Raw genomic sequence first — 24,817 nt, forward strand, 5'->3', positions numbered from 1 at the left:
AAAAGTTCTATGATATTTATCTCTTGTGTTTGTAACAACTCCAGATGAAACCTTTCAAGTAGCGCTAAAGAAATTCTGCTTCATTATAACAGAAGATCATGCGACAACCAATGAAGAAGTCTTATGCTTTTCTTACGAGAATATTCGAAATACAAGTCCATAAATTGTTAAGATAAAATACAACGGTAAATACACGACAAACTGAAAGCGCCAAACGCTCTTAAACACCTTTTTTATTTGAATGTCATCATTATGCTTCCAATGTACAATCGTAAAAATAGTTGCAGACAGTAATAAAAATAAAAGTACGAAACTTCCAATTTCCAAGGACCATATTTCTCTACATAAAAAATAAACCGACATTATAAACAAAAATACGGTATAATCCACTGCTGTTTTAAAAGCATATTGCTTACTTTTCGTTATTTTAACTAACACAAAATATACTAAATAGAGTCCTAATATTGGAGCTGTTATAAGAGTAGCAATAAACCCAATAGCCAAGTCACCCATCTTACATCCCCTTTTCAATTTCTTTTACACGTTGATGAATTCCCCTTATCTTTTCAATAGGTATATTTTTCTTTTCGCTTTGTTCTAACAAATAGCCTGTTAAAGCGTCAATTTCAGTTTTTCTATTATGTAGAATGTCTATTAACATAGATGACTGGTTTTCTGCAGTTTTATGGATAACTCTCTGTACATTTTGCCATTCACTATCTGGAAAATCCAGTAAAAATCTAGCTTCTTGAAAAACTTCATAAGCCTTCTTCTTTAATTCACTATCTAGTAATAAACTTCCATTTCTAACTTTATGAATGGCAGTCAATGGATTAACGACGACATTCACCAGTAGTTTTTGTTTGATATCCACTAATATATTAGGACTCCATGTAATAGAAAAGGTACTGTCATTACTCCACAGATTAAAAAGAGGTTTTCCAGATAAACGTTCGCCACCTATTTTAATCTCTCCTTCCCCCGTATGACACACTCTAGTTAGAGATTGACGAATAGCTCCATGTGTAACAATACCAGCTAAAATAGGATTTTGAAGTGTCTTTCTAGCCTTTTCAAGATGTCCCATCCCATTTTGTAAAAACAACAATGGTGTCTCCGGAGGAATGATTTGTCGCAAATAATCTATCAAAGAATCCACACTCGTTTGTTTAACCGTTATAATAATTAAATCCTCTTTATTTGCTTGGAATTTGCTGAAGGTAACTACATCAACTTGATGACTCTTAATAAATCCGTTTTTTTCTTTAATAATACCATTTTCTTTTATCAGCCTGGTTTGTTCTTTTGTTCGTGTCACCAATTGGACAGTATGACCAAATGTCAATAGATAAGAGGTCACTAATAATCCAATCGCACCTCCACCAATTACCGTAACTTTCATAAGAACACCTCATTTTTCGATCCTAGGTCTTATTTTATCATAAGTGTTACAAAGAAAATATAAACCGGATAGATAACGTTTTCATTTTTGATTCATTTCAATTATAATATGAATATAGTTATCTTCTAACATTATCAAAATAAAATGGAAATGTAATTATGGAGGGGAAGCAATTGGATAAACATGAAGTGAGCAGACTAAAAGTAAATTTTAAAACCCTTGAGGAATTCGAAAATTTCAGAGAGTATGGTCAACAAGAGTTATCAATGAAGGAAGATTTAGAAGAAAATATTGTAGAAAATGATAGCGATTCTCCATTTTATGGCGTTTATTTCGGTAATAAATTAGTAGGTCGAATGAGTTTATATATGATTGATAAAAAATTCGATCAATATTTCGATCCATCGCAAGATTACTATGAGCTATGGAAATTAGAAGTTTTACCAGGCTACCAAGGAAAAGGGATTGGAAACAGTCTCGTGGATTTCGCTAAAAGCAAAGGACTCCCAGTAAAAACAAACGCTCGTCAAAGATCCGATGATTTTTGGGCAAAACAAGGTTTCGAAGCTCTGACTTACCAAACAGATCGGGATCGTGGAGAAAATCCATATGTATGGTTTCCAAAAGGAGTTTCTGAACAAATATAAAGAACCCAACAAAGCCCGAAGATTTGAAATAGTTCTTCGGGCTTTGCTATGTGTAAATTCGCTGTAACGGGAGTGTCCTGCTACTACATCGGTATTCAAAGGGGTTTCGCTTTTCTTATCATTTATTTAATTTTTCTCTATGTGTGGCACGTTGCATTGCGTGAATCATCACTTGATAATCCTCTCTCACTTCCTGGTAAGCATCCCTTAACTTCGCTAGCTCTGCTGTGAGCCGCTCATTTTCAAGGTGTAACTTAGATGTCTTTTCCGTCAAAGTTTGGTCTGAGTTGATTTTATTTTTTTGCCATGTCAAGAAAGAGATTATTTCATCCATCCACTCCAACTGTTCTGCGCTTGAGAGCTCTTTATGTGAAGCTATTGAGGTCAAGGAACTTTCTTGATCGGAAGGTTCTATGATCGTTGTTTGAAGTTGAGTACGTTTCAAATCTTTTCTTGTTTTTTTAGCTAACTGTATCGCTGCCACGTATTGTTTACGAATCGCAGAATTCCAACGAAAACCGCATGCGGCGGAAGTTCTAGAAAGTTTTTCAGCTACTTCTTCAAAGGCTGCAAGTTGAGTTCCACCTTCACGAATATGTCGCAACACTGTCTCAGCAAGCAATAAGTCCTCGTCTTGATTCCAAGCATCTTGTCTAATCAATACAATACCCTCCTTTCCGTGCCAATCTTTCAATTTCTTCTTATATGTATGCATATAGTAGAAAAGATAGACTTATAAGCACTAGAAATAGGTAAGGGACAAACAATGATTTTTAATATTTTTTATTTTTGAAGCCATCAACGGCTTTGTGCTTCACTTTCCGAAAGTCTTGCACACGCTGTTACTCCTTCATCCATAGAAGTGAAGATTGAATACCTTCTCTTGTCGGCAGAAGGGACTGGCACCAATGATATCTTGTTTCATTATCGATCCACCTATCAATAAATCCAAGGTTCTTCCATTCTCCCTCTTTATATATTTTAACAGAGAAAACAACAGAGCTTTATGATAACCAAACTTCCTCGTTAATGGACGAATGGTAAGCGAGGCATTGCCAAGTAATTTATTATGAGTGACCAGCTGTTAATCCCACAGGATTTGCTCTTTCATATTTAAACCGAAAAGTTCACAAAAAAACAGCATAAAAAAAAACAGGAAGGAGTTCCTTCCTGCTTCTAATTTATTTACTTACTTGCTACATCGCGTCCTTTATAAGATCCGCATGATTTACAAACACGGTGTGAAAGTTTCATTTCACCACAATCAGGACATTCTACCATTCCCGGCACACTTAACTTGATGTGTGAACGACGTTGATTCTTCTTCGTTTTACTTGTTTTTCTAAATGGTACTGCCATGAGTCCCACCTCCTTGGAGATAATTCAAATCAAGTAAACAATTAACATTGCTTACTATTTTTTGTCAAAAAACTTTTCCAGTTCTTTTAGCCGAGGATCCACCTTAACTTTCTCCTGCCCTTTGTCATCCATCGTTGTTAGTTCCCAACCACTTCCTGATTTCGGAGCCGGCCCTTCCTCTTTGTCACTGAATACGCGCAAAGGCTTCTCTAGCAAAATGCGCTCTTGTACAAAAGGTACTAGATCAATCATGTTATCCTTCAGTTGGTGAACTTCTTCATCTTCATCGAAGGTCGCCCAATCATTTAACTGAAATACTTCAGTTGCGTTCATGGTAAAAGGATACTCCACATCATTTAATGTCCGAGCACACGGAAGTGTCATAGAACCTGCAATTTCTAATTGAAATGTGACAGAATTTCTTGTAACAGAACCATCTCCCTTTACTCGAACGGGAGTAATCTCACGAATTTCACTATCTAGTTTTTTTAATTCACTAAAGTCGACTAATTCATCTAGTTGCAATCCTTTCTCCTGAAGAGATTGCACTTGCTGCACCGACCATTTCATTCTTAATCACCTCAAGACAACAAATGTAATTATATCTTTCAAAAAAACGTTTGTCAAGATAAGATCTTTACATCATAGATTCTTTTTCTACGTACATTTCTCGTTTATACAATATCATATTTTAAAACGTAATGCGAGTAGATGAAATGAAGCTTCATCTATGGTATTTTTTAATAAGACAAACAACCATAAAAAATTTAGAGAGAAGGTGTTATTTTGAACGTACTTGGGCTCATAGTGGAATATAATCCATTTCATAACGGTCATTTATATCATCTCCAAACTTCGATAAAAAAAACAAATGCTGATTTAGTTATTGCTGTAATGAGTGGACCATTCCTTCAAAGGGGCGAACCTGCACTAGTTAGCAAATGGGCTAGAACTACAATGGCATTAAAAGCCGGGATCGATCTGGTGGTGGAACTTCCTCACGTTTATGCTACCCAAAAAGCTGAAATATTTGCCGATGGAGCCGTACGTACCCTTGATTCTCTCGGAGTCACTCATATTTGTTTTGGTAGTGAAAATGGAGATATTACTCCTTTCATCGAAGCAAATACTTGGCTTATAAACAATGAAACCGAAGTGAACATTCGCATCAAAGAGGAATTAAAACTTGGAAAAAGTTACCCTAGATCTTTTTCAGAAGTTTATACTTCTTTGACTCAAAACAAGGACATGCTCGATTTGTCAAAACCTAATAATATCCTCGGTTTCCATTATACTCAATCCACATCGAGATTGGCATCTTCTATAAAAATGGATACTATTCAGCGAATAAGTGCTAATTATCATGACATTTTCATTAAGGATAAAAAGATTGCCAGTGCTACCGCCATTCGTCATAAATTGTTAATTGAAAAAGCGAGTTTTGAAAGCATTTCTAATTACCTCCCTGATTACTCCTTAGAGGAATTACGTCTTCACGAAGAAGTAAATGGAAAATTTCATAGTTGGGATGATTACTATCCTTACTTAAAATACAAGATCATCACAGAGGATAGCTTATCGCTAAAGGACATTTTCGAATGTGAGGAAGGACTAGAGCACCGAATTAAAAAGTGCATGATAAATAACGATTCATTTCAAGGTTTTTTAGATGCTTTGAAGACGAAGAGATACACGAGAACTAGATTACAACGGCTTTTAACCCATATCCTTTTAAATACTTCCAAAGAATTTATGAGAGAAAGCTTAGCGAATAAAGATCTTCCTTATTTACGTATACTTGGCATGTCCCCTGCCGGGCAACAGTACCTTGCACAAATAAAAAAGAAGCTGGATATTCCTATCATTACAAATGCCCGTCAATCTAAGAACGAAGTATTTTTACACGATGTTTTAGCCAGCAGAGTACATGAGATGGTTTTGCATCCTCAAGGGAAAACATTCAGAGATGAGTTTACAGCAACTCCTATTCAATACAATCCTTATCCTGATAATTATTAAGTAGGCCCGCGGAAAGCGTCCGCCTAGAGCGGATCCGAGCCATCTGTTTGAAAGCATAGATAACAATCTCTAAAAGTCAGAAACTTTTAAATTTTTTTAAGAAAGGCTGTATCAAAAGTAGAAACCACTTTTTGATACAGCCTCTGTAAGAAATGAGTATAGTCGTCTACTCCTTATGATAAACCTTCCAGGTATTCCAACGCATCTGTAAACGTGTTTACGGGAACAATCTCCATGTCTGTTCCTAGTGATTCTGCCGTTTCAAGAGCTATTTCATAATTAGATCCTTCTGCACCGAATTCATTAGGAGCAAAAAACACATCCGCTTCAACATTATCAGCTGCATATATTTTTTGTTCTATTCCACCAATTCTTCCTACAGTCCCATCCTCACTTATCGTACCTGTTCCTGCTATATCAAGTCCGTGAGTAATATCCTCTTCTATTAGTTGATTATATATCTCCAAGGTAAACATCAATCCAGCAGAAGGACCGCCAATTTGATCTGCATCGATCTCAATTTCCGGTTCATTAATTAACATCCGGTCTGTTACAGGATTAGCAATACCTATCCCCCCTCTTTCTCCTTCTGGATCTAATTCTTCCGGAAATTGATTGACCGTTAAATTAACAACTTCTGTCTCATCTTCGCGTTCAATTGTTATGTCTACATCCTCACCAATTTCAAGTTCTCCGAGTATATCGAACAGTGTCTCTACTTCCAACACTTCTTCACCTTCGATTGCAATGATACGATCCCCAATTTCAAGTTTTCCATCAGCATCCATGTTAGGAATGATCGATGAAACTAAAACCCCGTAATTCTCAAAATAGGCTTCCTTACCAGCCTGTTCATATGCTACTAGTACAGCAAGTTCCTGAGACCCTGTCATCATCATAATTTGACGGTGTTGATATTGGTCATCGGTTTCTCCTTCAGGTCTCACTTGATCTTCTGGGATCAGCTCACGACGGTCACTTAATAATGACCATATATAGTTTACAGTATTGGCCTGTCCCATTCGAATCGTTGTAAGCATAAAAGTTCCCTCATAGTCATTCGCGTCCTCTACCTCAATAACATCACTCAAAACTTTTGCTTCTCCGGGCACTGTAAAATAATATGGAAGCTGTACAAAATTAACCACTATCAGTATTGCAAATAAAATCCCCCATTTTATGAATGATTTATTTGAACTCTTTGTTGATTCCTTCATCTTCGTTCCCCTTTCATGACATTTCAGCTTTCCACTTGTCATTTAGCTAGTCTTTCTTTTGGGTTATTTTTTAAGCGCTTATTGCTTTAAACAGATAGGTTCACGATACACTTAAAGTTGCTTGCTACAGGCGTATGCATTCCACGAACAACGATTGGAAAATCGCTCTAGGGGTCTTCATTTGCTCCTGAGGTTATCGATGAAGATATAGCTTTACCGACTGTAGTCGTAATCTTTCGCTGGTTCAAGCTATCTTTGTTACTTTTTAATATATGATCAGTGGTCTAAAAATAGTTATCTTAGTATAAACATAAATGGACAAGGATTTAAGTAAAACATTTCGAAATGAATAAAGTTGATTTCCTTATGTTCTAATCGGAGGAACATGCTAAATGACATCTAGCTCACTTCATAAAAAGGAGAAATTCCATGAGTAAACTCCCTTTTATTCAAACAATGATTTATGGATTTTGTACTACTATATTAGCGTTATGTTTTATTATTTTTCCTAAGTATGCATTTGAGGCATCTGTTAACGGTATGACAGTTTGGTGGGAAGTTGTCTTTCCGTCTCTGTTGCCTTTTTTCATCTTATCTGAGTTTCTTATTCGATTTGGTGCCGTCTCTTTTGCAGGAACTCTGCTTGAACCGTTAATGCGCCCCTTATTTAAAGTACCGGGTTCTGGCGGTGTCGTCTGGGCAATGGGCCTAGCTTCAGGATTTCCAGCAGGAGCAAAATTAACCACTCGATTATGGCAAGAAGGTCATCTGACAAACATTGAAGGTGAAAGACTAGTATCCTTTACAAATGCTTCAAATCCTTTATTTATTTTTGGAGCAGTAGCCGTAGGTTTTTTTGCCAATCCTGAACTTGGTCTTCTCTTAGCTGTTTCTCATTATGCCGGAAATCTGGGTGTAGGTATCATTATGAGATTCCATGGTTATAAGACGGACAAAACACATCGCCGTCATAGTGAAGCCTTCTCATTAAAAAAAGCAATCAAAAACATGCATAAAGACAGACTGAAAAACCAAATTCCTCTTGGAAAAATGATGGGCGAGGCGATTAATTCCTCGATTCAAACTCTCTTAATGATCGGTGGATTTATGATTTTCTTCGCAGTCTTAAATCAGATGCTTGAAATTATCAACGTTTCGATGATCATCAGCATGATCATTTCTATTATACTCGGTTGGTTTCAGATACCCAAAGAATTAAGCCCTGGCATTATTGCAGGTTTATTCGAGATAACCATTGGAAGTCAACGAATTAGCAGCGTACAAGACGCTTCTCTTCTTCAACAAGCTGTCGTGGTCAGTTTCATTTTGGCGTTTAATGGATTTAGTGTACAAGCTCAAGTAGCAAGTATTATAGCAGAAACAGACATACGGTTTACACCGTTTTTTATAGCAAGATGCATACACGGAACCCTATCAGCCATATTTGCGTATTTTCTGTTTCATTACTTATACACGAATCGATCTATTCCCTCTAGTGACTTTGGTCCATCCTTACCTACTTTTTTTGAATCGGTTTCTTCGTTTTTCCTGGAAACTTATGAAATAATTAATCTTTACGGAAGTACTTTTACGCTTCTATGCCTTTTGATATGGTTCTGGATATTGTTTTTAACTGCACAAGAGCGTTAAACTATGAAGATTATAAGCCTTAAGAACTCAGCCTATATCGTATGGGTACCTATGTATAATGGAGTAGTACTTTTATAATCACTTTGTGAATTTTTTCTTTAAGGCAACTTCAACATTATTTGGCACTAAATCATCTAAAGGAGCATGATATTTTGCAACTTCTTTTACAATACTTGAGCTTAAATAAGAATATCGATTGTTTGTCATCATAAAAATCGTCTCAATCGAATCATCTAATTTTCTATTGATAGCTGCCATTTGCAGTTCATATTCAAAATCAGAAACAGCACGTAAACCCTTGATAATTGAAGTTGCCTTTTTGTTTTTAACATAGTCTATTAACAACCCATCAAAGCTGTCCACTTCAACGTTTAGAAGGTGTTTTGTTGCCGTCTGTAGAAGTTCAATACGTTCTTCAACAGAAAAAAGAGGTTGCTTATGTTGATTGTTCAAAACCGATACAATAACGTGATCAAAAACCTTCGCACCTCTACTAATAATATCTATATGACCTAAAGTAACAGGATCAAAACTTCCTGGAACAACTGCGATTCCACTCATTCATACTTCCTCCTTTGAAATGTTTTGAAAGATAGTTATATTAGTGTCACCATATTTTTCATCTTTTACTTTCTTAAAAGAGACAAGATTTTCTTCCATTACCACTTGAACAGAATGTTCGATCACAATGAAGCCATTCACTTGAACAAGATTATTTGTATCAATAAACGCTAAATCCATATGTAATTGCTCTTTTGCATAGGGAGGGTCTAAAAATATAAAGTCAAATTTTCTATTATTTTTATGAATTGCCTTAAGTGCCCTTTTCGCCTCAGCCCTGAAGACCTCGGACTCTTTTTCGGCTTTAGCCAGTTCAATATTACGATATATTGTTTCGATTGCTTTTTTATCTCGATCAACGAAAATAGCTTTCTCCATACCTCGGCTAAGCGATTCTAATCCTATGGCTCCACTGCCAGCATATAAATCCAACATCATTCCCCCGTCAAAGTAAGGACCTATCATATTAAAAATAGATTCTTTTACCTTATCTGAAGTAGGCCGTGTAGATTGTCCAGGTACACTTTTCAGCTTTAATCCTTTCCGGTTACCACTTATTACACGCATTATATTCTCACCCTGCCTTAGAAAAGTCATTATGTTTTAGCTATATTACCACAATTTTCTTTATCATTAAATAAAGTTGTATGCTTTGAAATAATTTAGATGTATAATCCAATTTTTTCCGTCCATAATAATAATAGTAGCATGAAAGACGATGTTACTGATAACCGCGGAGAAGACTTGTTATTCCCCACGAGCTCTTCCTCCGGTTTCTCCTCTCCCCTTGCCTTAACAAGTGAAAACCGGTTTAAGGCAGCCTGTAGGTATTACTTACAGGTTTTTTTTATTTGTCTACATATAAATAAAAGTCTTCAGTTTACCTGAAGACTAAATACCCATTTTATAATCGTCTTTTTTCTCCTTATCAGGAACAGAGTTTTGGTACTCTGTTTTAATCCAAGGGCGCATAGACTTTGAAACACTTTTTACAAAATGAAACGACTCTAATTTGGCGATATTCTCATCAGCACGGTCTTCGTCACAATAAAGAATAACATACTTCATTTTCTTGGATACGTAATGGATATTACCAAAGCGTTTTAATTGCTTCACTTGTTTTAACGATTGTACCCAAATGGCTAATCCAACACGACCAGTTACCATAAAAACTTCCCCTTTTCATTAAGAAAAACGCGTAGCGTCTTTTATTAATTACAGTATTATCTTTCCCCACCATCATTTAAGTGTCAAGGGTGGGTTTCCCTTGACACGCGTGGCATAAAGATACCTGTCAACTTATACATTCTTATCCTCTAAATGGCGTTCAAAAGGCAGGATTTAACCTTTTTAACATTGTTTTAGTCGCAGAACCAAACGTTTATAATATCCTAAACGCAAAAAATACGTCTTAAAATAGTCTCTCTTCTTTTAACCGCATCCGCAACTTCCACCGGAACCGCAGCCACCGCTACAGCTGCTTGCTTGATCAAAGAACGGATTCCCTGTTGGTACTTTGATTTGCGGAGAGACCGCTAGAGCAATAATTTGACTCACTTCATTCAAAAGATTCTCTAACTCTTTCTCAGCATTTTTATATTCAGCAATCAAAGGGTGTGTATCGAGTTCGCGTTTATACTCTCGCACCTCTTTGGTGATTTTTTTAAAATCCGGGTGATATTTCCCGAATCGCTGCACCTCGTCATAGCTCTCTTTCAAGCTGCGAAAGTGTCGAAGCATCGTTTGTGCTTCTTTATTTGATTGCACTTGTTGCTTTAAATCAACATAGTCATTAAATGTGTCGGACTCTAAGATTATTTCACTAAATTGATGAGACTCTTGGAGTATATTGATATCTGTCATTGTTGTCACCATTTTAAACACCTCCGCCTATTTATTATAACATGAATAGGCGGCGCGATGAAACAAGTCCATGTTTTATTCGAGATTATTCATATTTAATAGAACGATAAATAGTACTTAGAAAACTCAATCACACAGCTTAAACATTCTCATTTCCTTGCCTCATCATATCTAACATCATCATGACTAAATTCATGTTGCTTTGCAGTTTATCTATTCTTTGTGGAAAAGTCTTACCATAGTAACTGTTAGATTCGGAGATCATTTTATTATATGCATCGGGATCTCTACCTAGATTTCGATACCAATTTGGATGAGCTCTTAAATAGTAATGTGTTTCTGGATTAGCCTTAATTCTTTCATACACATTCCTTCTCATGACCAACCTCCTCTAAAATGACGTTAAATTAGTCTTCACGAAAACCAAAAAATGAAGACGGTCTTTCAGGTGGCGGCGGAGTTTGTGTTTGACTAGGTTGTTGCTGTTTGAATTGACCAATTAACTCCTGGACGGAACCAATAACAGTTGTAAATTGTCCTAAATGGTGCTGTAAGTCATTCAAATTCATTTTTTTAAGCATATTTAAAACATCGATATCTTTCGTACTGTCACTTTTATCCTTTTCCGCTTCTTTTTCGTTTGAGTCTTCGTTTTCCGACGTCTCTAAATAGGAATCCCATATATCATCTTCTTCACCAAACAATTTCCACTCTTCAAATAAATCTTGCAAAGTCTTTGATTCATTCTTAACATCCCTTAACACGTGAGGATTGTTTCGAACAAAACTTTTGAACTGTTTAATTTCAGGGTGTAAAGATTTACTCATGATACTCACCTCTCCTTCACAAGATAGCTATACTACATCATAATTATTTTGTGAAGGAGGCGTGCGCCCATTTTTACCTGGGTGTAAGGAAATTTTGTGTATAGTAGTCGCGATACACCCCCACTCCAAGGTGGGTAAAGTCATCTTTTAACAGATTGACTCGATGACCTTCACTATTCAACCAGCCCTCTACTGCTTCAATTCCATCTACATAATGGGCAGCAATGTTTTCTCCAGCCAATTGGTAATTGATGTCCCCCTCTTCCAACCTGTCACTTAATTCTCCTTGAGAAGGCGAGGTGTGGGAGAAGTACTTTTCATCATGCATATCTTTACTATGCAAATACGCCACCTCTGAAGTTTGTTCATGACCTTCCAGCGTCGATAATCCGTGTTTCTCTCGTATACCATTGGTAAGTTCGAGAATTTGTAATTCTTGTCCACTTACCCATTCCTCCTGATTAACCTTTTCCCAATCAACAGCCTCAGCGATTTCTCCACTATAAGTCATCGAATAGGCACGGTGCTTGATTAGCGATTCTTCATTGATATAACGAACAGAAGATAAATCCTCGTTAAACGTGTCGAAGTAGAGTTGTGCCCATATACCATCTTTGATTTTTACAAGTGGGCGCCCTAAAAGTTCTTGCTCGGTCAATTCAAAAGTAACTGTCTTTAGCCCGCTGTTTAATACTGTTTGACTTTTTTCAAAAGAATAAACGGAACTAATCGTTTCATAATTTCCCCCTATTGCAATTCCATCAAGTATTACATCCTCACTGTTCGTATAAGTAGTCACAACCTTGTTATCGTGTACTCCAATCATTTTAAATGGCCCACTTGAAGTATATACAAGCCACTTATATCCAAATGGAGTTTCATCAATTCTGTCTGGATCGCCAAGTATGTTATAAACATTCTCTGCATCTTGACCTATCCACTCGTGTAAAAAGAAGTCTTCAAGATTGTCAGCTGTTTCGTTTTCCGATTCGTGATTGGTCTCATTTTGTAATTGAACTTCCTGATTATTCTCTGAGTTACTATCACTTTCTAATTCAATCTCTTGATTATTATCTTTAAAATTTTCTGGTTCAATGCTTTCTAACCACTCAGAACCTAGAAAATATAAAAGAGCTATTGTAAGTAAAAATGCCAGAATTGCTTTCAAAAAAATTCTCCTTCCCTAATTATATAAACAAATTATTTTATGAGTAACTCAAGGAAATATAAATAATTATATCATCTATTGAACAGGATGGTATTGAAATTCACTGCAGGCAGATGGTTTCCGCGACCAACACTTCAGACTCCTCTAGACATCCTACATAAAAAAGGCAAAACAAAAAGGTTTCTCTTTTAATAACAAGAGAAACCTTTTACTTTTGATAACTTTAATGATGGTACTGCGGTAGTTCAGATATTTCTGATAAGGCTATGGCCGCTTCGTGTTCTGTAGATTGATGTACTGCTAAATCTCCTAAAGAGACAATTCCGATTAACTTATCACCGTCAACAATAGGCAGGCGTCTAATTTGATGCTCAGCCATTAACTTTGCAGCCTCTGTTACATCCATGGAACTCTGAGCAGTAAAAATATCATCACTCATTACTTCTTGAGCTTGAGAAGTGTTAGGTAATTTCTCAGCTATCCCTCTTATCACAATGTCTCGGTCAGTGATCATCCCCATCAGTTTACCATCAACACAAATTGGAATAGCACCAACATGGTCATTTTTCATTTTAACTGCTACGTCATAAATGTTGTCGGCTGGGGAGCAAGCATCAACCTCTTCTGTCATAATATCCTTCAATGTAGTCATTAAATTTCCTCCTTTCAAGATTCACACACCTAGGTTGTCCATAAATTAAAGATTTATTTTTATTTTTAATGATGACATCGTTGCAACAGAATCGATTTCATAATATTATTAAGGAAGAGTGATGTTTTACTGATACTAAGGAGGCTACAACAGATGAAATTTCATGACACTGGACTAGATGGTTTAACAGTTGAATATCAAGTAATAGAAGAAGCTATGGAGGCTGCAGGTTTTCACAATCAATACGATTATGAACGAATTACATTCGATTACAAAATAATTGACCAAGTTCACGACGACGTTTATTATTTTCGAATTCCTGCACACGTTACGCAAGGAGAAATCCCTTTACCTCATAGTTTAGTGGAAATTATGGTACCTTATGTAGGGAAACACTATTATCCTCACGGCGTAGAGTATGATGAAAAGTTCCCTAAAAAAGTTGTAGACAAATGTAATAAAAAAATCGAAGTTGTCTTGGCCAAATTAAAAGCAGAAGCACTTTAGATTGTAAACTACATATAACTACATTCGTTTATTCAAATTGCTTTCGATTCAGATTAGTGAGACCTTTTTTCATAGGTCTCACACACATGTATCGAAGGCTTTTTTCAAATTGAGACGTCTTATCTTCTCAATATAAACATAATTTTGAGGATTTCCACAAGCCTTTTAAGTGAGTCAGCCATGACTCTATGATACGATATAACTATATTTATTGAATAAGATTAATTTTTTTCTACTCTATCTTACTTATTTCATTGTTTTTCTTATATAATAATAGATAGGTGTTTATTTATATATACATTTAGCATTATCAAGAAAGGGGCATTACTTTGACACCACAATCAAAGAAAAAATATATTTATTTAATAATTGGCATCATTGTCGTTGCCCTGTTTACATATTTCGTGTTGCCTGTTTCACTACCTATCATACTTGCATTAGTAACTGCTTTATTTCTTTCTCCACCAGTAAAATTACTGATAAATAAAGCAAAGTTATCAAGGAGTATTTCAGTCTTTATTATATTTATAGCCTTCTTAATGATTATTGTGGTAATTGGTTACTTTACATTTACGAGAGCACTTACACAGTTAAACCAATTCGTAGAGAATCTACCTATGATGATCAACGAAATAAACATTGTATGGATGTCTGTTCTTGAAAATTTAAGGGTACAATTCGACCAATACTCTCCTGACATTGTTAATGACATTGATGCAGCAGTCACGACACAGTTACTTCATTTGCGGAATACTTTACAAGATGTGAATATCATCGGACATGCAACGAATATTTTAGTGAAAATACCATCTTATCTTGTTTCATTTCTTGTTTATTTGATCTCTTTATATTTATTTTTACTAGATCTTCCAAGATTAAAAACAAAAGTATTCGGCTATATGTCTGAAAATACTGCAGAAAAAGTACGTTTTATGTCATCAAGGTTATCCTATGTTGTATTTGGATTCTTTAAAGCACAATTTCTTGTCAGTATTATTATTTTTATAGTGACCCTTATAGGATTACTCTTTATTGCACCAGAAGTCGCATTAGTAATGTCTATCTTCATTTGGGCGGTTGATTTCGTTCCACTTATCGGATCTATAGCAGTTCTGGCGCCATGGGCAGGATATTATCTTATTGCAGGGAATACCGCAGTTGCAGTTCAATTATTGATCCTAGCGGCTGTACTGCTAACTATTAGAAGAACGGTAGAACCTAAAGTAATGGGCCACCACATAGGTTTATCGCCACTTGCAACGCTTATCTCCTTGTACATAGGGTTAATGTTATTTGGTGCTGTTGGTTTTATACTAGGGCCACTTGCCGTCATTTTCTTCACAAGTGCCAAAGAAGCCGGAATTATTAAAATGAATTTTAAAGTATGAATATGAAAAACGCAAAAAGTCTCTTATTTAAATTTGAAGCAGTTGCCTAATTAACACTGGATTTTAAAAAACTCGATTTAGTGAAGGCTGCGACTCCTGCTTGATTAGCAACGACTGAAGACTCCGCAGGGACGAGCCTTACTTCACGAGGAGGCTGACAGTCGTTCCCCGCGAAAAGCAGCCTCCTCGAGCGGATTGATCACCGCTGTTACATGGGAAACAACAAACTCTAAAAATATCACATTCCCTTAAGAAAACATCGTCTGAATTACACTTTCTACTTTCGAATAAAAGACCTAGCTTTTTAATAAGCTAGGTCTTTTCATATTACAAATTATTCTTTTTACTAACTATTGCAGAATGCACTACTTTAAAAAGGAACTTTTGAAATGTCCATATTAGGAGTATCCCTGCATAACTGCGATGAGTATACGGGGCAGAGTATTTAAAATATCAATGTTATCCGCTTATAATCGCTCGAAATAAATTTGTTGTTGGACCAGGTTCATAAACAACATAGAGTAAACAGTAAACGGCTATCCCAGTTACTGCAGAAATAAACCATATTACCGATGTAATTGGACCTAACCTTCTATGAGAAACTAATTTATTTTTATAACCAGTAACTAACTGAATAATTCCAAGAACTGCCGCAATGGTTGCCATTGATATATGGAAAAGAAGGAATATAGTATAGTATAATTTTATACTTTCAGGTCCCCCAAAAGCAGTGCTCCCAATAAACAAAGTTTTAGATAAGTATGTTGCAAAAAATATTGTTGCTAGTACAGCAGCCCAAAACATAACTTTTTTATGAACCTCAATTTTTCTCTTTGCAACAAAGTACCAACCTACAGCTACAAAAACAGCACTCAATCCAATAAATAGTGTACTTATAAATGGTAAAAATGTCGCCACCTTTTCTCGCCTCCAGATTCAATCTCTAACAAGCTAATTCTATCATGTTTTATAAAATTAACTCTACAGAAGTGGTTTATATAATCACATTTAACCATTCAAGATTTTGAATAGTTAAATGATGTTTTGAAAATATTATGCCATCCTAATTGTGGTCTATGCGGAAGGCCCTTGATAATTGTGACGTAAAGAGAGCTGCCACCTTCTTTATCTATCAATGAAAAAAAGTACCCCCTTAAATCATAAGGAGGTACTTCCATACCTTTGTTGGTTTAGTACTTAACAACACCAATCAGAAGCATTAAAGAAGCAACTGTTAATGCTGCTACAAACAAACCAGACCATATCATTGCGTTTACCCAACCAGTACCTTTTTCATTCATATGCATGAAAAAGTACAATTGGAGAACTACCTGGAGACCAGCTAGTATAAGAATAAATGGAATAGCAAATCCGTTAGGTATTACATCGCTGGCAATGGAAAAGAACGCCATTGATGTAATGAAAATCATGAGTACGAACGACACTAACTGAGTGCGCATTTCTCTCTTTAATTTTCGTTTTGTTTGATTTGAAGGCTCCCCTTGTAAAGGAGCACTTGGATCAGCATGCGGGTCCATCAGATCAACCTCCTATTCCGAGTAAATAGACGACTGTGAAAATAAACACCCAAACAACATCAATAAAGTGCCAATATAAAACAGCAGTATAAAACTTAGGTGCATTTGTTAATGTTAAACCTGATTTTCGATAACGAATGAGTAGAACAGTAATCCAACTGACACCAAAGGTAACGTGGGCACCGTGCGTTCCAACAAGAGTATAGAAAGCCGATGCGAAAGCACTGACACCGAACCCTAACCCTTGATGATTGTACTCATAAAATTCATATATCTCAAATCCGAGGAAAGCAAGCCCTAATACTACAGTAGCAGTCATCCATAATAGAAGTCCTTTGTAATTTCCACGTTTCATATTAATAATCGCAAAAACACTTGTCAAACTACTTGTTAATAAAAGCATTGTCATGATAAATACTAGATCCACATGGAAAAGATCGCTTGGTCCAGGACCATCAGCAGTTCCACCTCGGAGTCCCAAGTAAGTACCAAATAAACTTCCAAATAAAACTGTTTCTCCACCTAAGAAGAACCAAAACCCTAAATATTTATTTCTACCTTCCAACGTTGCTTTTTCGGGATTAGGAGGAAGGACTTGTGGTTCAATCGTATGATTATCAGCCATTATTTCCCACCATCCTTATCTCGTTTAACTGCCTCTGCCGGAATATGATACCCATGGTCCTCTTTAACTGATCTTAGGAACATACCGATAAACGAAATAATCAGACCAACAATTGCAAGAGGATATACGGCATAAATTAAACCAAAACTTGCTACAAATAAACCAAATGCGATGATCAATGGTAAAATACTTCCGTTTGGCATGTGAATATCTCCAATCGGCTCAGCTGCTTTCATTTTACCGTCACCTTCATATTTCTCATACCAAAATGCGTCTAATTCCCGTACAAGTGGTGTTTGAGCAAAGTTATACTCTGGAACCGGTGTTGTAGTTGTCCACTCCAAAGTCCGTCCATCCCAAGGATCGGAAACATTTGTAGTGTTCTTCATTGAAGTAAAGATTGTTACTAGGAGAATAATAAAAGCAACACCCATCAAAAAAGCTCCGATTGTACTAATAAAGTTCAATTGATCTAACCCTTGCCCAGGAAGATAAGAAGCAACTCGACGCTGCATTCCCATTAATCCAAGGAAATGTTGGACAAAGAACGTAAGGTGGAAACCTGTTAAGAATAACCAGAAAAAGACTTTTCCTAAAGTTTCATTTAATCTGTAACCGAATATTTTCGGCCACCAATAAAATACACCCGCAAATAATCCAAATACAGTTCCACCGATAATTACATAGTGAAAGTGAGCAACAACGAAGTAAGTATCATGGAACTGATAGTCTGCTGCACTTGCTGCTAGCATTACTCCTGTTACCCCACCCATGACAAATGTTGGAATAAAACCTAAAGCAAATAAATTTGCAGTTGTAAACTGAATTCTTCCGCCCCATAGCGTCAGAAGCCAGTTAAATATTTTGATCCCGGTTGGAACAGCTATCGCCATTGTCGCTACCGCGAAAATCGCATTAGCAACTGGACCTATACCTACTGTAAACATATGGTGAGCCCAAACCATGAATCCTAAAAATCCAATGATTAATGTTGCAAATACCATTGCTGAGTAACCGAACAATCTCTTTTTTGCAAACGTAGGCAATACTTCGGAGAAAATTCCGAAAGCAGGCAAAATTAATATATATACCTCAGGGTGACCAAATATCCAGAATAAATGCTGCCATATAATGACATTACCACCCAAATCTACTCCGAAGTATGTAGCACCAAATAAACGCTCTAACATTAACAACAATAATCCAATTGTCAACGCAGGGAATGCGAATAGGATAAGCATAGATGCTACAAATGAACTCCATGTAAATAGAGGCATTCTCATCATACTCATACCTGGTGCTCTCATATTAATAACTGTTACCAGAAAATTAATACCACCAATTAAGGTTCCAATACCACTAACTTGCAGACCTAGGACATAAAAATCCAGACCGTGGCCTGGTGATTCACTTGATAATGGCGCATACGCAGTCCACCCTGCGTCAGGTGCGCCTCCTGCAAACCAGCTAACATTAAGTAAGATTCCCCCAAATAAAAACAGCCAAAAACCTAAAGCGTTTAAAAAAGGAAAAGCTACATCTCTCGCGCCAATTTGCAAAGGAATCATGTAATTCATAAATCCGAACAATAAAGGCATCGCTGCTAAGAAAACCATGGTTGTTCCATGCATCGTTAATAATTCGTTAAATGTTTGAGCCTGTATAAACGAAGATTCAGGAAACATTAGCTGAATGCGCATTAAAATTGCCTCTAAGCCACCTACGGCAAAGAAAAATGCACCTGCGGCAAGATATAAAATTCCAATCTTTTTATGATCTACCGTCGTCAGCCAGTCCCAAATCACATTTTTAGACTGAGCCTTCTCATAAGACACGTTGTTTACCCCCTTTACAAACCTGTTTAATTCTCAAGTACTTTTAAAGTATTCATGTATTCAATAAGTGCTGTAACCTCATCGTCTGTAAGACTGTCAAAACTAGGCATTTCGTTCCCTGGTTTATATTCCTGAGGATTTCTAATCCATGCTTCGAGATTTTCATCCGTAGGGTCTAGAAAACCAGCAAGAACTTCACGCTCTGAGTAGTTGGTTAAATTCGGTCCAATATTACCACCATCTTGGCCAACAGCGTGACAGGTAATACAGCTTTCTTCAAATACTGCTCTGCCATCAACAGCAACTTCACTTTCAGGTTCCAAAAGCTCTTCAGCCGGTTCTGACATATTAGTAGCCCAAGTATCAAAAGTCTCAGGGTCTACAGCAATAACTCTGAAATCCATTAACCAGTGAGAAGGACCACAAAGTTCTGTACATTTCCCCTGATAAACACCTTCTTCTGGTGCTTCAAACCACATATCATTTTGAACACCAGGTATGTTATCTTGTTTCCCAGCTAGAGCTGGAACCCAAAATGAGTGAATCACATCACTTGACTGAAGTTCAACGATAATACGTGTATCTGTTGGAATATACATTTCTTGACCAGCAGTTGCATCGTAATCAGGATAATTAAATTCCCACCAAAATTGATTTGCGGTGACTTCTATCCTTACATGATCTCGTTCAGCATCTTCTGCATCAGCTTCACCTGACTCTTCTGCTTCTTCCCCCACTCCTACATCCGCAAGAGTAAACGTATCCATAACGTTTGGAACTGCTAACATTAATAATAAAATAATCGGTATTGTTGTCCATATAATTTCTAATGTACGATTTCCGTGTACTTGTTTAGGAATATGAGTATCTCCCGGCTTATCACGGAATTTAAAAAGCACAAAAATGTAAATTGCAAAGACAACAACCAAAACTGCAATCATAATATACAAGCTGAGCTGGATTAAAGAATATTGCATTTCTGCAACAGGTCCTTTAGGATCTAATGCAGATAAGTTCTCCACTCCACAACCAGTTATCAGCAAGATGAAAGATACCGGAATTAGTCGCCATATAAACTTCATCTCGTCACAACCCCCTCTTTCTTATGGTGTATTCTAAAACATATGAACAATAACCATTAATACAAACATTATTGTTAAGTAATTAAGAGAATATATAAACATATGTTTCGCCCATTTTAAGTCATCTTTCGTTTTTAAACCAATCAGTCCAAGACCTAACCAACCTCCACCAAGCAAAACTGCTACTGTAGTATAAACTGTACCAAAATCCGCTACCAGAAGTGAAACTGGAATTAGTGCCGCTACATACCAGATAATTTGCCGTTTTGTAATAGCAAACCCTGCTACAACTGGAAGCATAGGAATACCAGCAGCTTTATATTCATCAGACCGTTTCATCGCCAGCGCTAAGAAGTGAGGTGGCTGCCAAATAAACATGATTAAAAATAATGACCATGCATACGGATGCAAACCAGCGTCAATTGCGGCCCAACCAATTAGAGGAGGGACAGCACCAGCGAAGCTACCTACAATCGTGTTGAGAGTGGTTGTTCTTTTTGTCCACATCGAATATAAAACAACATAAATAATTAATCCCAATACTCCAATGACGGCAGCCATTAAGGTGGTCATTGCAAGAAAAGCTGTCCCCGCAATGGATATACTTAATCCATAGGTCAGTGTTTGCTTACCGGTTAGTTTTCCAGTTACGGTAGGCCGCTCCTTCGTTCGTTCCATTATATGATCTATATCACGGTCAATATAATTATTTAACGCACACCCCCCTGCCATTACCAATGCAGAACCAAGCAGAGCTAGAAACGCTGTGAGCGGATCACTCCCTAAGGTTGTGCCTGTATAATAAGCAGCTAAATATAGACCAGCAAATGTGGTGATTAAGTTTGACATCACAATACCTGTCTTTGAAATAGCTAAATATTCACGCCAGGTTGCTGGGCTGCTAGCTTCCAAGTCAGTTTGGCTCAAAGTATTTGCTGTTGAAGATATTGTACCTGTTTTATTCAATTTGTTCACCCCCCCCTAAATCTTCATCATTCCCAACCAAACCATGTTTCCATTTGAAAACTAATAATTTGTTCCCGATAATGTATGTAAACAAATTATTATTCTCTGAAAACTTAGAATTAACCCATGATTGATCAAAATCATTTTGAACCATTCCTTACACATTATAAAGGAAGACTCCATGATTTTCATCACATTTTTTAAAGATTGATTTACTTGTGACAAATTTGTGACAAATTTGTCGTATAAACTCATCTTCACTCTATGATAATAGTATATATTCGAACAATAATCAATTGACAGTAAACCAATTTAAAGTTCGAAAAATCTGCCAAACATGTTTCATTGACTTTTTCATGAAGACTTCTTAAAATGAAGAACGAGTTGTCTTTTATCAACAATCACAAATTTAAAAATTTATTGAAATAACTTTTTCATCGTAATTGGAATAGAAAGTAATGACTAACAATGAAAGATGGTGAACATATGCATCGGTTTTTAAAAACTTACGGTGTTATCACCACGATTGGAATGATCGTAGTTTTAATACAAGGAGCATTAGTTACCCAAACAGGTTCCGGAGAAGCATGCGGAGCTGAATGGCCACTCTGCTATGGTCAACTAATACCAGAGAACCCTACCATACAAACGTTGATTGAATATACGCACCGTCTGGTTTCTGGATTACTCGGTTTCATGGTTATTATCCATGCAATATGGAGCTGGCGCTCAATTGGTCATATGAAAGAAACGAAATTCTTTGCTCTACTAGCTGTATTATTTATTGTATTCCAAGGTTTGTTAGGCGCAGCAGCGGTCGTATGGGGTCAATCAAATGCGGTCATGGCACTTCACTTTGGTTTTTCTCTCGTTTCTTTTACAAGCGTATTACTTCTCACGATTTTAGCTTTTGAGGATGGGAAGTTCGACTCCATTAACATCCCCTCTTTATCAAGGAAAATGAAGCAATATATCTACTTTGTATTAGTTTATATTTATATCGTTGTCTACACTGGAGCTTACGTAAAGCATTCTGAATCCGGTTCCGCATGTTCCGGCTGGCCTTTATGTAATGGACAGATCATACCTAGCTCCAGTTTGGATGGAAGAGTAGCAATACAGTTTGGTCACCGAATAGCAGCTGGCCTTTTATTCCTCGCTATTTTAATACTTTTCGTGCAAGTGTTGAGAAAATACAGACACGAAAGAATTCTCGTGATCAGTTCAGCTATCAGTTTAGTGTTTGTTACATTCCAAGTAATTAGTGGTGCTGTGGTAATTTTTACCGGATTTACGATCAATGCGACAATATTTCATGCATTTATGGTTAGTCTTCTATTTGGAGCAGTTAGTTATACAGCTTTATTAGCATACCGTTCAAAAACAGCCATAAAAAGAGGATAGACAAATTGTCTATCCTCTTTTTATTTATCCATATACCCCACTAGATTAAGTGAAATACTTTAATGTTTTTCCCCTATTTTTATAAAACTAAGTGTACACTCTCACACTTAGCTTTGCGGAATTCAATTATTAATACATGCCTCATGAAGAGATGACAACTCTTTTTCCAACTGGCCTAATAATTTCTTCCCATCCTCTTGAGAAACGAGGTTCAATCTTATTGCAAAGTCAATTTCTCTTGATAAACCGAACATTTGTGTATCTAAAACCTCTTCGTAAAGAGGACACTGAGGCATTGTTAAATTTGTCATTTGCACTTCAATGAGTTTTAAAATCTTTTCCGCATCTTCTTTTAGAAGGGCATAAGCTTTTTCACTTTGTCCGGTTAGGGTTTCAATTGACATGCGAATCCCTCCTGTCATCTATAAAAATTCCAAACCTGAATAATAAGTCTACCTACTAAGATGTGCCTAAACTATTCTTCTTTCTATATTATCGGTTATTTCTTGAAAATGCAATAGTCACATCTTTCTTTACAAACTAAAATATGCTTAATTGATAGCGTTGAGCCAATGATTCTAATAATTTCATCCCTGCTATACTATTCCCTTTGTCGTCCAGAGCTGGACCATATATACCGATTCCAACTCCGTGTGGAATACATGCCATTATCCCACCTGATACACCGCTCTTTGCCGGTACCCCAACTCGTATCGCGAATTCCCCTGAGGCATTATACATACCGCAAGTCACCATAAAAGTCTTTAATATTCTGGCTATATGTAAAGGTATGATCTGGCGGGCAGATTCCACATGCTTTCCTTCGTTTGCTATTACAAAAGCAATTCTGGCTAAGTCTTGACAATCAACTTCTATCGCACATTGTTTCGTGTATAATTCTAATACATGTTCTACGTTACCCGTTAAGACATGGTGTTGTTTTAAAAAATAAGCCAGTGAACGGTTTAAGTCAGCAGTTTTAAACTCCGATTCAGAGACCTCACTATTATAACTTATGGAAGTATTTCCGCTTAATTCATGTACGAAAGCTAATAGTCTTCCTAATTTTTCATCTATTGTATTCCCGTTTATCAACGATGTAACGGCAAGTGCTCCCGCATTAATCATTGGGTTCAAAGGTTTTGATGGGGAGTGGGTTTCTAATTTTATAATAGAATTAAAAGGGTCGCCGGTTGGCTCCATTCCCACCCTAGAAAACACGCCTTCTTCTCCCCTGTCCATAAGTGCTAATGCAAGAGCGATAACCTTAGAAATACTTTGTAAGGTGAATTTCTCAGAAATATCCCCTGCTGCAGCACAAGTACCTTCTGAGTCAAAAATTGCCAATGAAAGTGTCGTGGGATTTGCAAAACTCAATGCCGGTATATAATCAGCTACCTTCCCGTTCTTTCCGTGCGGTAGCGCTTCTTGTACCATTAATTTTAAAGCTTTATTGTCCTGACATGGATTCATTCTTGTTGCCCCCTGTTCCTGACCTACTATATGATCCGTGACAAACCCTTTTTACACCTTTATAATAGAATGAAAAGGAAGGTGTTGTCATCTATGATTGTCTCCATAAAAGGACTTGTTAAACATTCAATAATCCTTGACCCCGGCGTCTGGATTTTTGACGATCGAAAACTAAATTTAGATACATACTTTTCAGAAGAGCGACCTGCTGACTATGATGCATCTTTAGAACAACTTGGAAAAGCTTGGTCGGAGCAACGCAAAGGTGCCCGACCACCCCAAACGAATGGAAACAAAATAACGATTGATAAAAAAGATTTAACTGAAAAATCGTTAGGAATTTCTTTAGCTCCATTTATTTCGAACGCCGCTCCAACAACTGAAGCTAGTATCGTTGAGTTTTCACGAGGAGAAACAAGAGAAGTATTTCAATGTTCTCTTGAGGAAGCTAAAAATGCAATAGTAGCCTTTTCGAACAAAGGAAAACCATTAAGAGAAACAGGACCTTTACATTTTTATTATGGTGATGGATCAAATCAAAAGGATCCAATCACATATATTGACGGTATTACTATTAAATAGATAGTAAATGTTCAATAACCATCTATTATCTAGTTAAAAAAGGGTGCAAGCA

Annotated in this window: 29 protein-coding genes; 7 read left to right on the forward strand and 22 right to left on the reverse strand. The window is 36.6% G+C overall.

Going from position 1 to position 24,817, the window contains the following annotated elements; translation table 11 throughout:
• Nucleotides 1-132: 132 nt before the first annotated feature.
• Nucleotides 133-513, reverse strand: a complete 381-nt coding sequence (locus tag CEF18_RS10685) for a DUF3397 domain-containing protein (protein WP_110936462.1) — start codon at nt 511-513, stop codon at nt 133-135.
• A gap of 1 nt (nt 514) precedes the next feature.
• Nucleotides 515-1,402 (reverse strand): 2-dehydropantoate 2-reductase, encoded by an 888-nt coding sequence (locus CEF18_RS10690; RefSeq protein WP_110936463.1) that lies wholly within the window; start codon nt 1,400-1,402, stop codon nt 515-517.
• 173 nt (nt 1,403-1,575) lie between these two features.
• On the opposite strand from CEF18_RS10690, the gene CEF18_RS10695 reads away from it, so the two are divergent.
• Complete coding sequence (locus CEF18_RS10695; protein WP_183040902.1) at nt 1,576-2,049, forward strand: N-acetyltransferase; 474 nt, start codon at nt 1,576-1,578, stop codon at nt 2,047-2,049.
• 118 nt (nt 2,050-2,167) lie between these two features.
• Here the strand turns inward: CEF18_RS10695 and CEF18_RS26845 are convergent, their stop codons facing one another.
• The 3 genes from CEF18_RS26845 to CEF18_RS10710 form a co-directional block, all read right to left on the reverse strand.
• On the reverse strand, nt 2,168-2,716 hold the full coding sequence (locus CEF18_RS26845) for an RsfA family transcriptional regulator (RefSeq protein ID WP_110937658.1): 549 nt from the start codon (nt 2,714-2,716) through the stop codon (nt 2,168-2,170).
• A gap of 518 nt (nt 2,717-3,234) precedes the next feature.
• Nucleotides 3,235-3,408 (reverse strand): 50S ribosomal protein L32, encoded by a 174-nt coding sequence (gene rpmF / locus CEF18_RS10705; protein WP_110936465.1) that lies wholly within the window; start codon nt 3,406-3,408, stop codon nt 3,235-3,237.
• 54 nt (nt 3,409-3,462) lie between these two features.
• Entirely contained in the window at nt 3,463-3,978 is a 516-nt protein-coding gene (locus CEF18_RS10710) for a YceD family protein (RefSeq protein ID WP_110936466.1), read from the reverse strand.
• 216 nt (nt 3,979-4,194) lie between these two features.
• Between CEF18_RS10710 and CEF18_RS10715 the strand changes: the two genes are divergently transcribed.
• Nucleotides 4,195-5,427 carry a nucleotidyltransferase gene (locus CEF18_RS10715; protein ID WP_110936467.1) on the forward strand — a complete coding sequence of 411 codons (1,233 nt, stop codon included), beginning with the start codon at nt 4,195-4,197 and terminating at the stop codon, nt 5,425-5,427.
• 173 nt (nt 5,428-5,600) lie between these two features.
• Here CEF18_RS10715 and CEF18_RS10720 read toward each other — a convergent pair whose 3' ends face one another.
• Nucleotides 5,601-6,644, reverse strand: a complete 1,044-nt coding sequence (locus tag CEF18_RS10720; protein WP_110936468.1) for a SepM family pheromone-processing serine protease — start codon at nt 6,642-6,644, stop codon at nt 5,601-5,603.
• A gap of 429 nt (nt 6,645-7,073) precedes the next feature.
• On the opposite strand from CEF18_RS10720, the gene ylbJ reads away from it, so the two are divergent.
• A complete protein-coding gene (ylbJ, locus tag CEF18_RS10725) occupies nt 7,074-8,294 on the forward strand; it encodes a sporulation integral membrane protein YlbJ (protein WP_110936469.1) in 1,221 nt (406 codons plus the stop codon).
• Nucleotides 8,295-8,372: 78 nt separating this feature from the next.
• On the opposite strand, the gene coaD is transcribed toward ylbJ, so the two are convergent.
• The 8 genes from coaD to CEF18_RS10770 all read right to left on the reverse strand — a co-directional run bounded on the left by coaD (nt 8,373) and on the right by CEF18_RS10770 (nt 13,365).
• Nucleotides 8,373-8,855: a pantetheine-phosphate adenylyltransferase gene (gene coaD / locus CEF18_RS10730; RefSeq protein ID WP_110936470.1), complete on the reverse strand. Its 483-nt coding sequence runs from the start codon at nt 8,853-8,855 to the stop codon at nt 8,373-8,375.
• A complete protein-coding gene (gene rsmD / locus CEF18_RS10735) occupies nt 8,856-9,452 on the reverse strand; it encodes a 16S rRNA (guanine(966)-N(2))-methyltransferase RsmD (RefSeq protein WP_407690393.1) in 597 nt (198 codons plus the stop codon).
• Between the two features lie 294 nt (nt 9,453-9,746).
• Nucleotides 9,747-10,022: a YlbG family protein gene (locus tag CEF18_RS10745; RefSeq protein ID WP_110936472.1), complete on the reverse strand. Its 276-nt coding sequence runs from the start codon at nt 10,020-10,022 to the stop codon at nt 9,747-9,749.
• A 264-nt stretch (nt 10,023-10,286) separates the two neighbouring features.
• Nucleotides 10,287-10,730: a YlbF/YmcA family competence regulator gene (locus CEF18_RS10750; protein ID WP_110936473.1), complete on the reverse strand. Its 444-nt coding sequence runs from the start codon at nt 10,728-10,730 to the stop codon at nt 10,287-10,289.
• A 127-nt stretch (nt 10,731-10,857) separates the two neighbouring features.
• Complete coding sequence (locus CEF18_RS10755; RefSeq protein WP_110936474.1) at nt 10,858-11,097, reverse strand: YlbE-like family protein; 240 nt, start codon at nt 11,095-11,097, stop codon at nt 10,858-10,860.
• 28 nt (nt 11,098-11,125) lie between these two features.
• The gene (gene ylbD / locus CEF18_RS10760; protein WP_110936475.1) at nt 11,126-11,545 is read right to left on the reverse strand and encodes a spore coat protein YlbD; all 420 of its coding nucleotides are present in this window, start codon (nt 11,543-11,545) and stop codon (nt 11,126-11,128) included.
• A gap of 73 nt (nt 11,546-11,618) precedes the next feature.
• Nucleotides 11,619-12,713, reverse strand: a complete 1,095-nt coding sequence (locus CEF18_RS10765) for a CAP domain-containing protein (RefSeq protein WP_110936476.1) — start codon at nt 12,711-12,713, stop codon at nt 11,619-11,621.
• A gap of 223 nt (nt 12,714-12,936) precedes the next feature.
• Nucleotides 12,937-13,365 carry a CBS domain-containing protein gene (locus CEF18_RS10770; protein ID WP_110936477.1) on the reverse strand — a complete coding sequence of 143 codons (429 nt, stop codon included), beginning with the start codon at nt 13,363-13,365 and terminating at the stop codon, nt 12,937-12,939.
• Between the two features lie 153 nt (nt 13,366-13,518).
• Here CEF18_RS10770 and CEF18_RS10775 point away from each other — a divergent pair, with 153 nt between their 5' ends.
• Nucleotides 13,519-13,872 carry a YugN family protein gene (locus CEF18_RS10775; protein ID WP_110936478.1) on the forward strand — a complete coding sequence of 118 codons (354 nt, stop codon included), beginning with the start codon at nt 13,519-13,521 and terminating at the stop codon, nt 13,870-13,872.
• 329 nt (nt 13,873-14,201) lie between these two features.
• The gene (ytvI, locus tag CEF18_RS10780; RefSeq protein ID WP_110936479.1) at nt 14,202-15,260 is read left to right on the forward strand and encodes a sporulation integral membrane protein YtvI; all 1,059 of its coding nucleotides are present in this window, start codon (nt 14,202-14,204) and stop codon (nt 15,258-15,260) included.
• A gap of 459 nt (nt 15,261-15,719) precedes the next feature.
• On the opposite strand, the gene CEF18_RS10785 is transcribed toward ytvI, so the two are convergent.
• The 6 genes from CEF18_RS10785 to cyoE form a co-directional block, all read right to left on the reverse strand.
• Nucleotides 15,720-16,178: a DUF420 domain-containing protein gene (locus CEF18_RS10785; protein ID WP_110936480.1), complete on the reverse strand. Its 459-nt coding sequence runs from the start codon at nt 16,176-16,178 to the stop codon at nt 15,720-15,722.
• Between the two features lie 272 nt (nt 16,179-16,450).
• On the reverse strand, nt 16,451-16,798 hold the full coding sequence (locus tag CEF18_RS10790; protein ID WP_110936481.1) for a cytochrome C oxidase subunit IV family protein: 348 nt from the start codon (nt 16,796-16,798) through the stop codon (nt 16,451-16,453).
• A 4-nt stretch (nt 16,799-16,802) separates the two neighbouring features.
• Entirely contained in the window at nt 16,803-17,423 is a 621-nt protein-coding gene (locus CEF18_RS10795; RefSeq protein ID WP_110936482.1) for a cytochrome (ubi)quinol oxidase subunit III, read from the reverse strand.
• Entirely contained in the window at nt 17,423-19,258 is a 1,836-nt protein-coding gene (gene ctaD / locus CEF18_RS10800) for a cytochrome c oxidase subunit I (protein WP_110936483.1), read from the reverse strand. The genes CEF18_RS10795 and ctaD overlap by 1 nt, the downstream gene beginning before the upstream one ends.
• 26 nt (nt 19,259-19,284) lie before the next feature.
• Nucleotides 19,285-20,340 (reverse strand): cytochrome c oxidase subunit II, encoded by a 1,056-nt coding sequence (gene coxB / locus CEF18_RS10805; RefSeq protein ID WP_110936484.1) that lies wholly within the window; start codon nt 20,338-20,340, stop codon nt 19,285-19,287.
• A 33-nt stretch (nt 20,341-20,373) separates the two neighbouring features.
• Nucleotides 20,374-21,306 carry a heme o synthase gene (cyoE, locus tag CEF18_RS10810; protein ID WP_407690394.1) on the reverse strand — a complete coding sequence of 311 codons (933 nt, stop codon included), beginning with the start codon at nt 21,304-21,306 and terminating at the stop codon, nt 20,374-20,376.
• A gap of 486 nt (nt 21,307-21,792) precedes the next feature.
• Here cyoE and CEF18_RS10815 point away from each other — a divergent pair, with 486 nt between their 5' ends.
• Nucleotides 21,793-22,710, forward strand: coding sequence for a COX15/CtaA family protein (locus CEF18_RS10815; RefSeq protein ID WP_110937660.1), 918 nt, complete (start codon nt 21,793-21,795; stop codon nt 22,708-22,710).
• Nucleotides 22,711-22,832: 122 nt separating this feature from the next.
• On the opposite strand, the gene CEF18_RS10820 is transcribed toward CEF18_RS10815, so the two are convergent.
• On the reverse strand, nt 22,833-23,114 hold the full coding sequence (locus CEF18_RS10820; protein ID WP_110936485.1) for an Fpa/YlaN family protein: 282 nt from the start codon (nt 23,112-23,114) through the stop codon (nt 22,833-22,835).
• A 136-nt stretch (nt 23,115-23,250) separates the two neighbouring features.
• Nucleotides 23,251-24,183 (reverse strand): glutaminase A, encoded by a 933-nt coding sequence (gene glsA, locus CEF18_RS10825; RefSeq protein WP_110936486.1) that lies wholly within the window; start codon nt 24,181-24,183, stop codon nt 23,251-23,253.
• Between the two features lie 93 nt (nt 24,184-24,276).
• Here glsA and CEF18_RS10830 point away from each other — a divergent pair, with 93 nt between their 5' ends.
• Nucleotides 24,277-24,765, forward strand: a complete 489-nt coding sequence (locus tag CEF18_RS10830) for a hypothetical protein (RefSeq protein WP_110936487.1) — start codon at nt 24,277-24,279, stop codon at nt 24,763-24,765.
• Nucleotides 24,766-24,817: the final 52 nt, after the last annotated feature.

Origin of the sequence: Salipaludibacillus neizhouensis (genome assembly GCF_002886185.1) — a bacterium.
GTDB lineage: Bacteria > Bacillota > Bacilli > Bacillales > Salisediminibacteriaceae > Salipaludibacillus > Salipaludibacillus neizhouensis.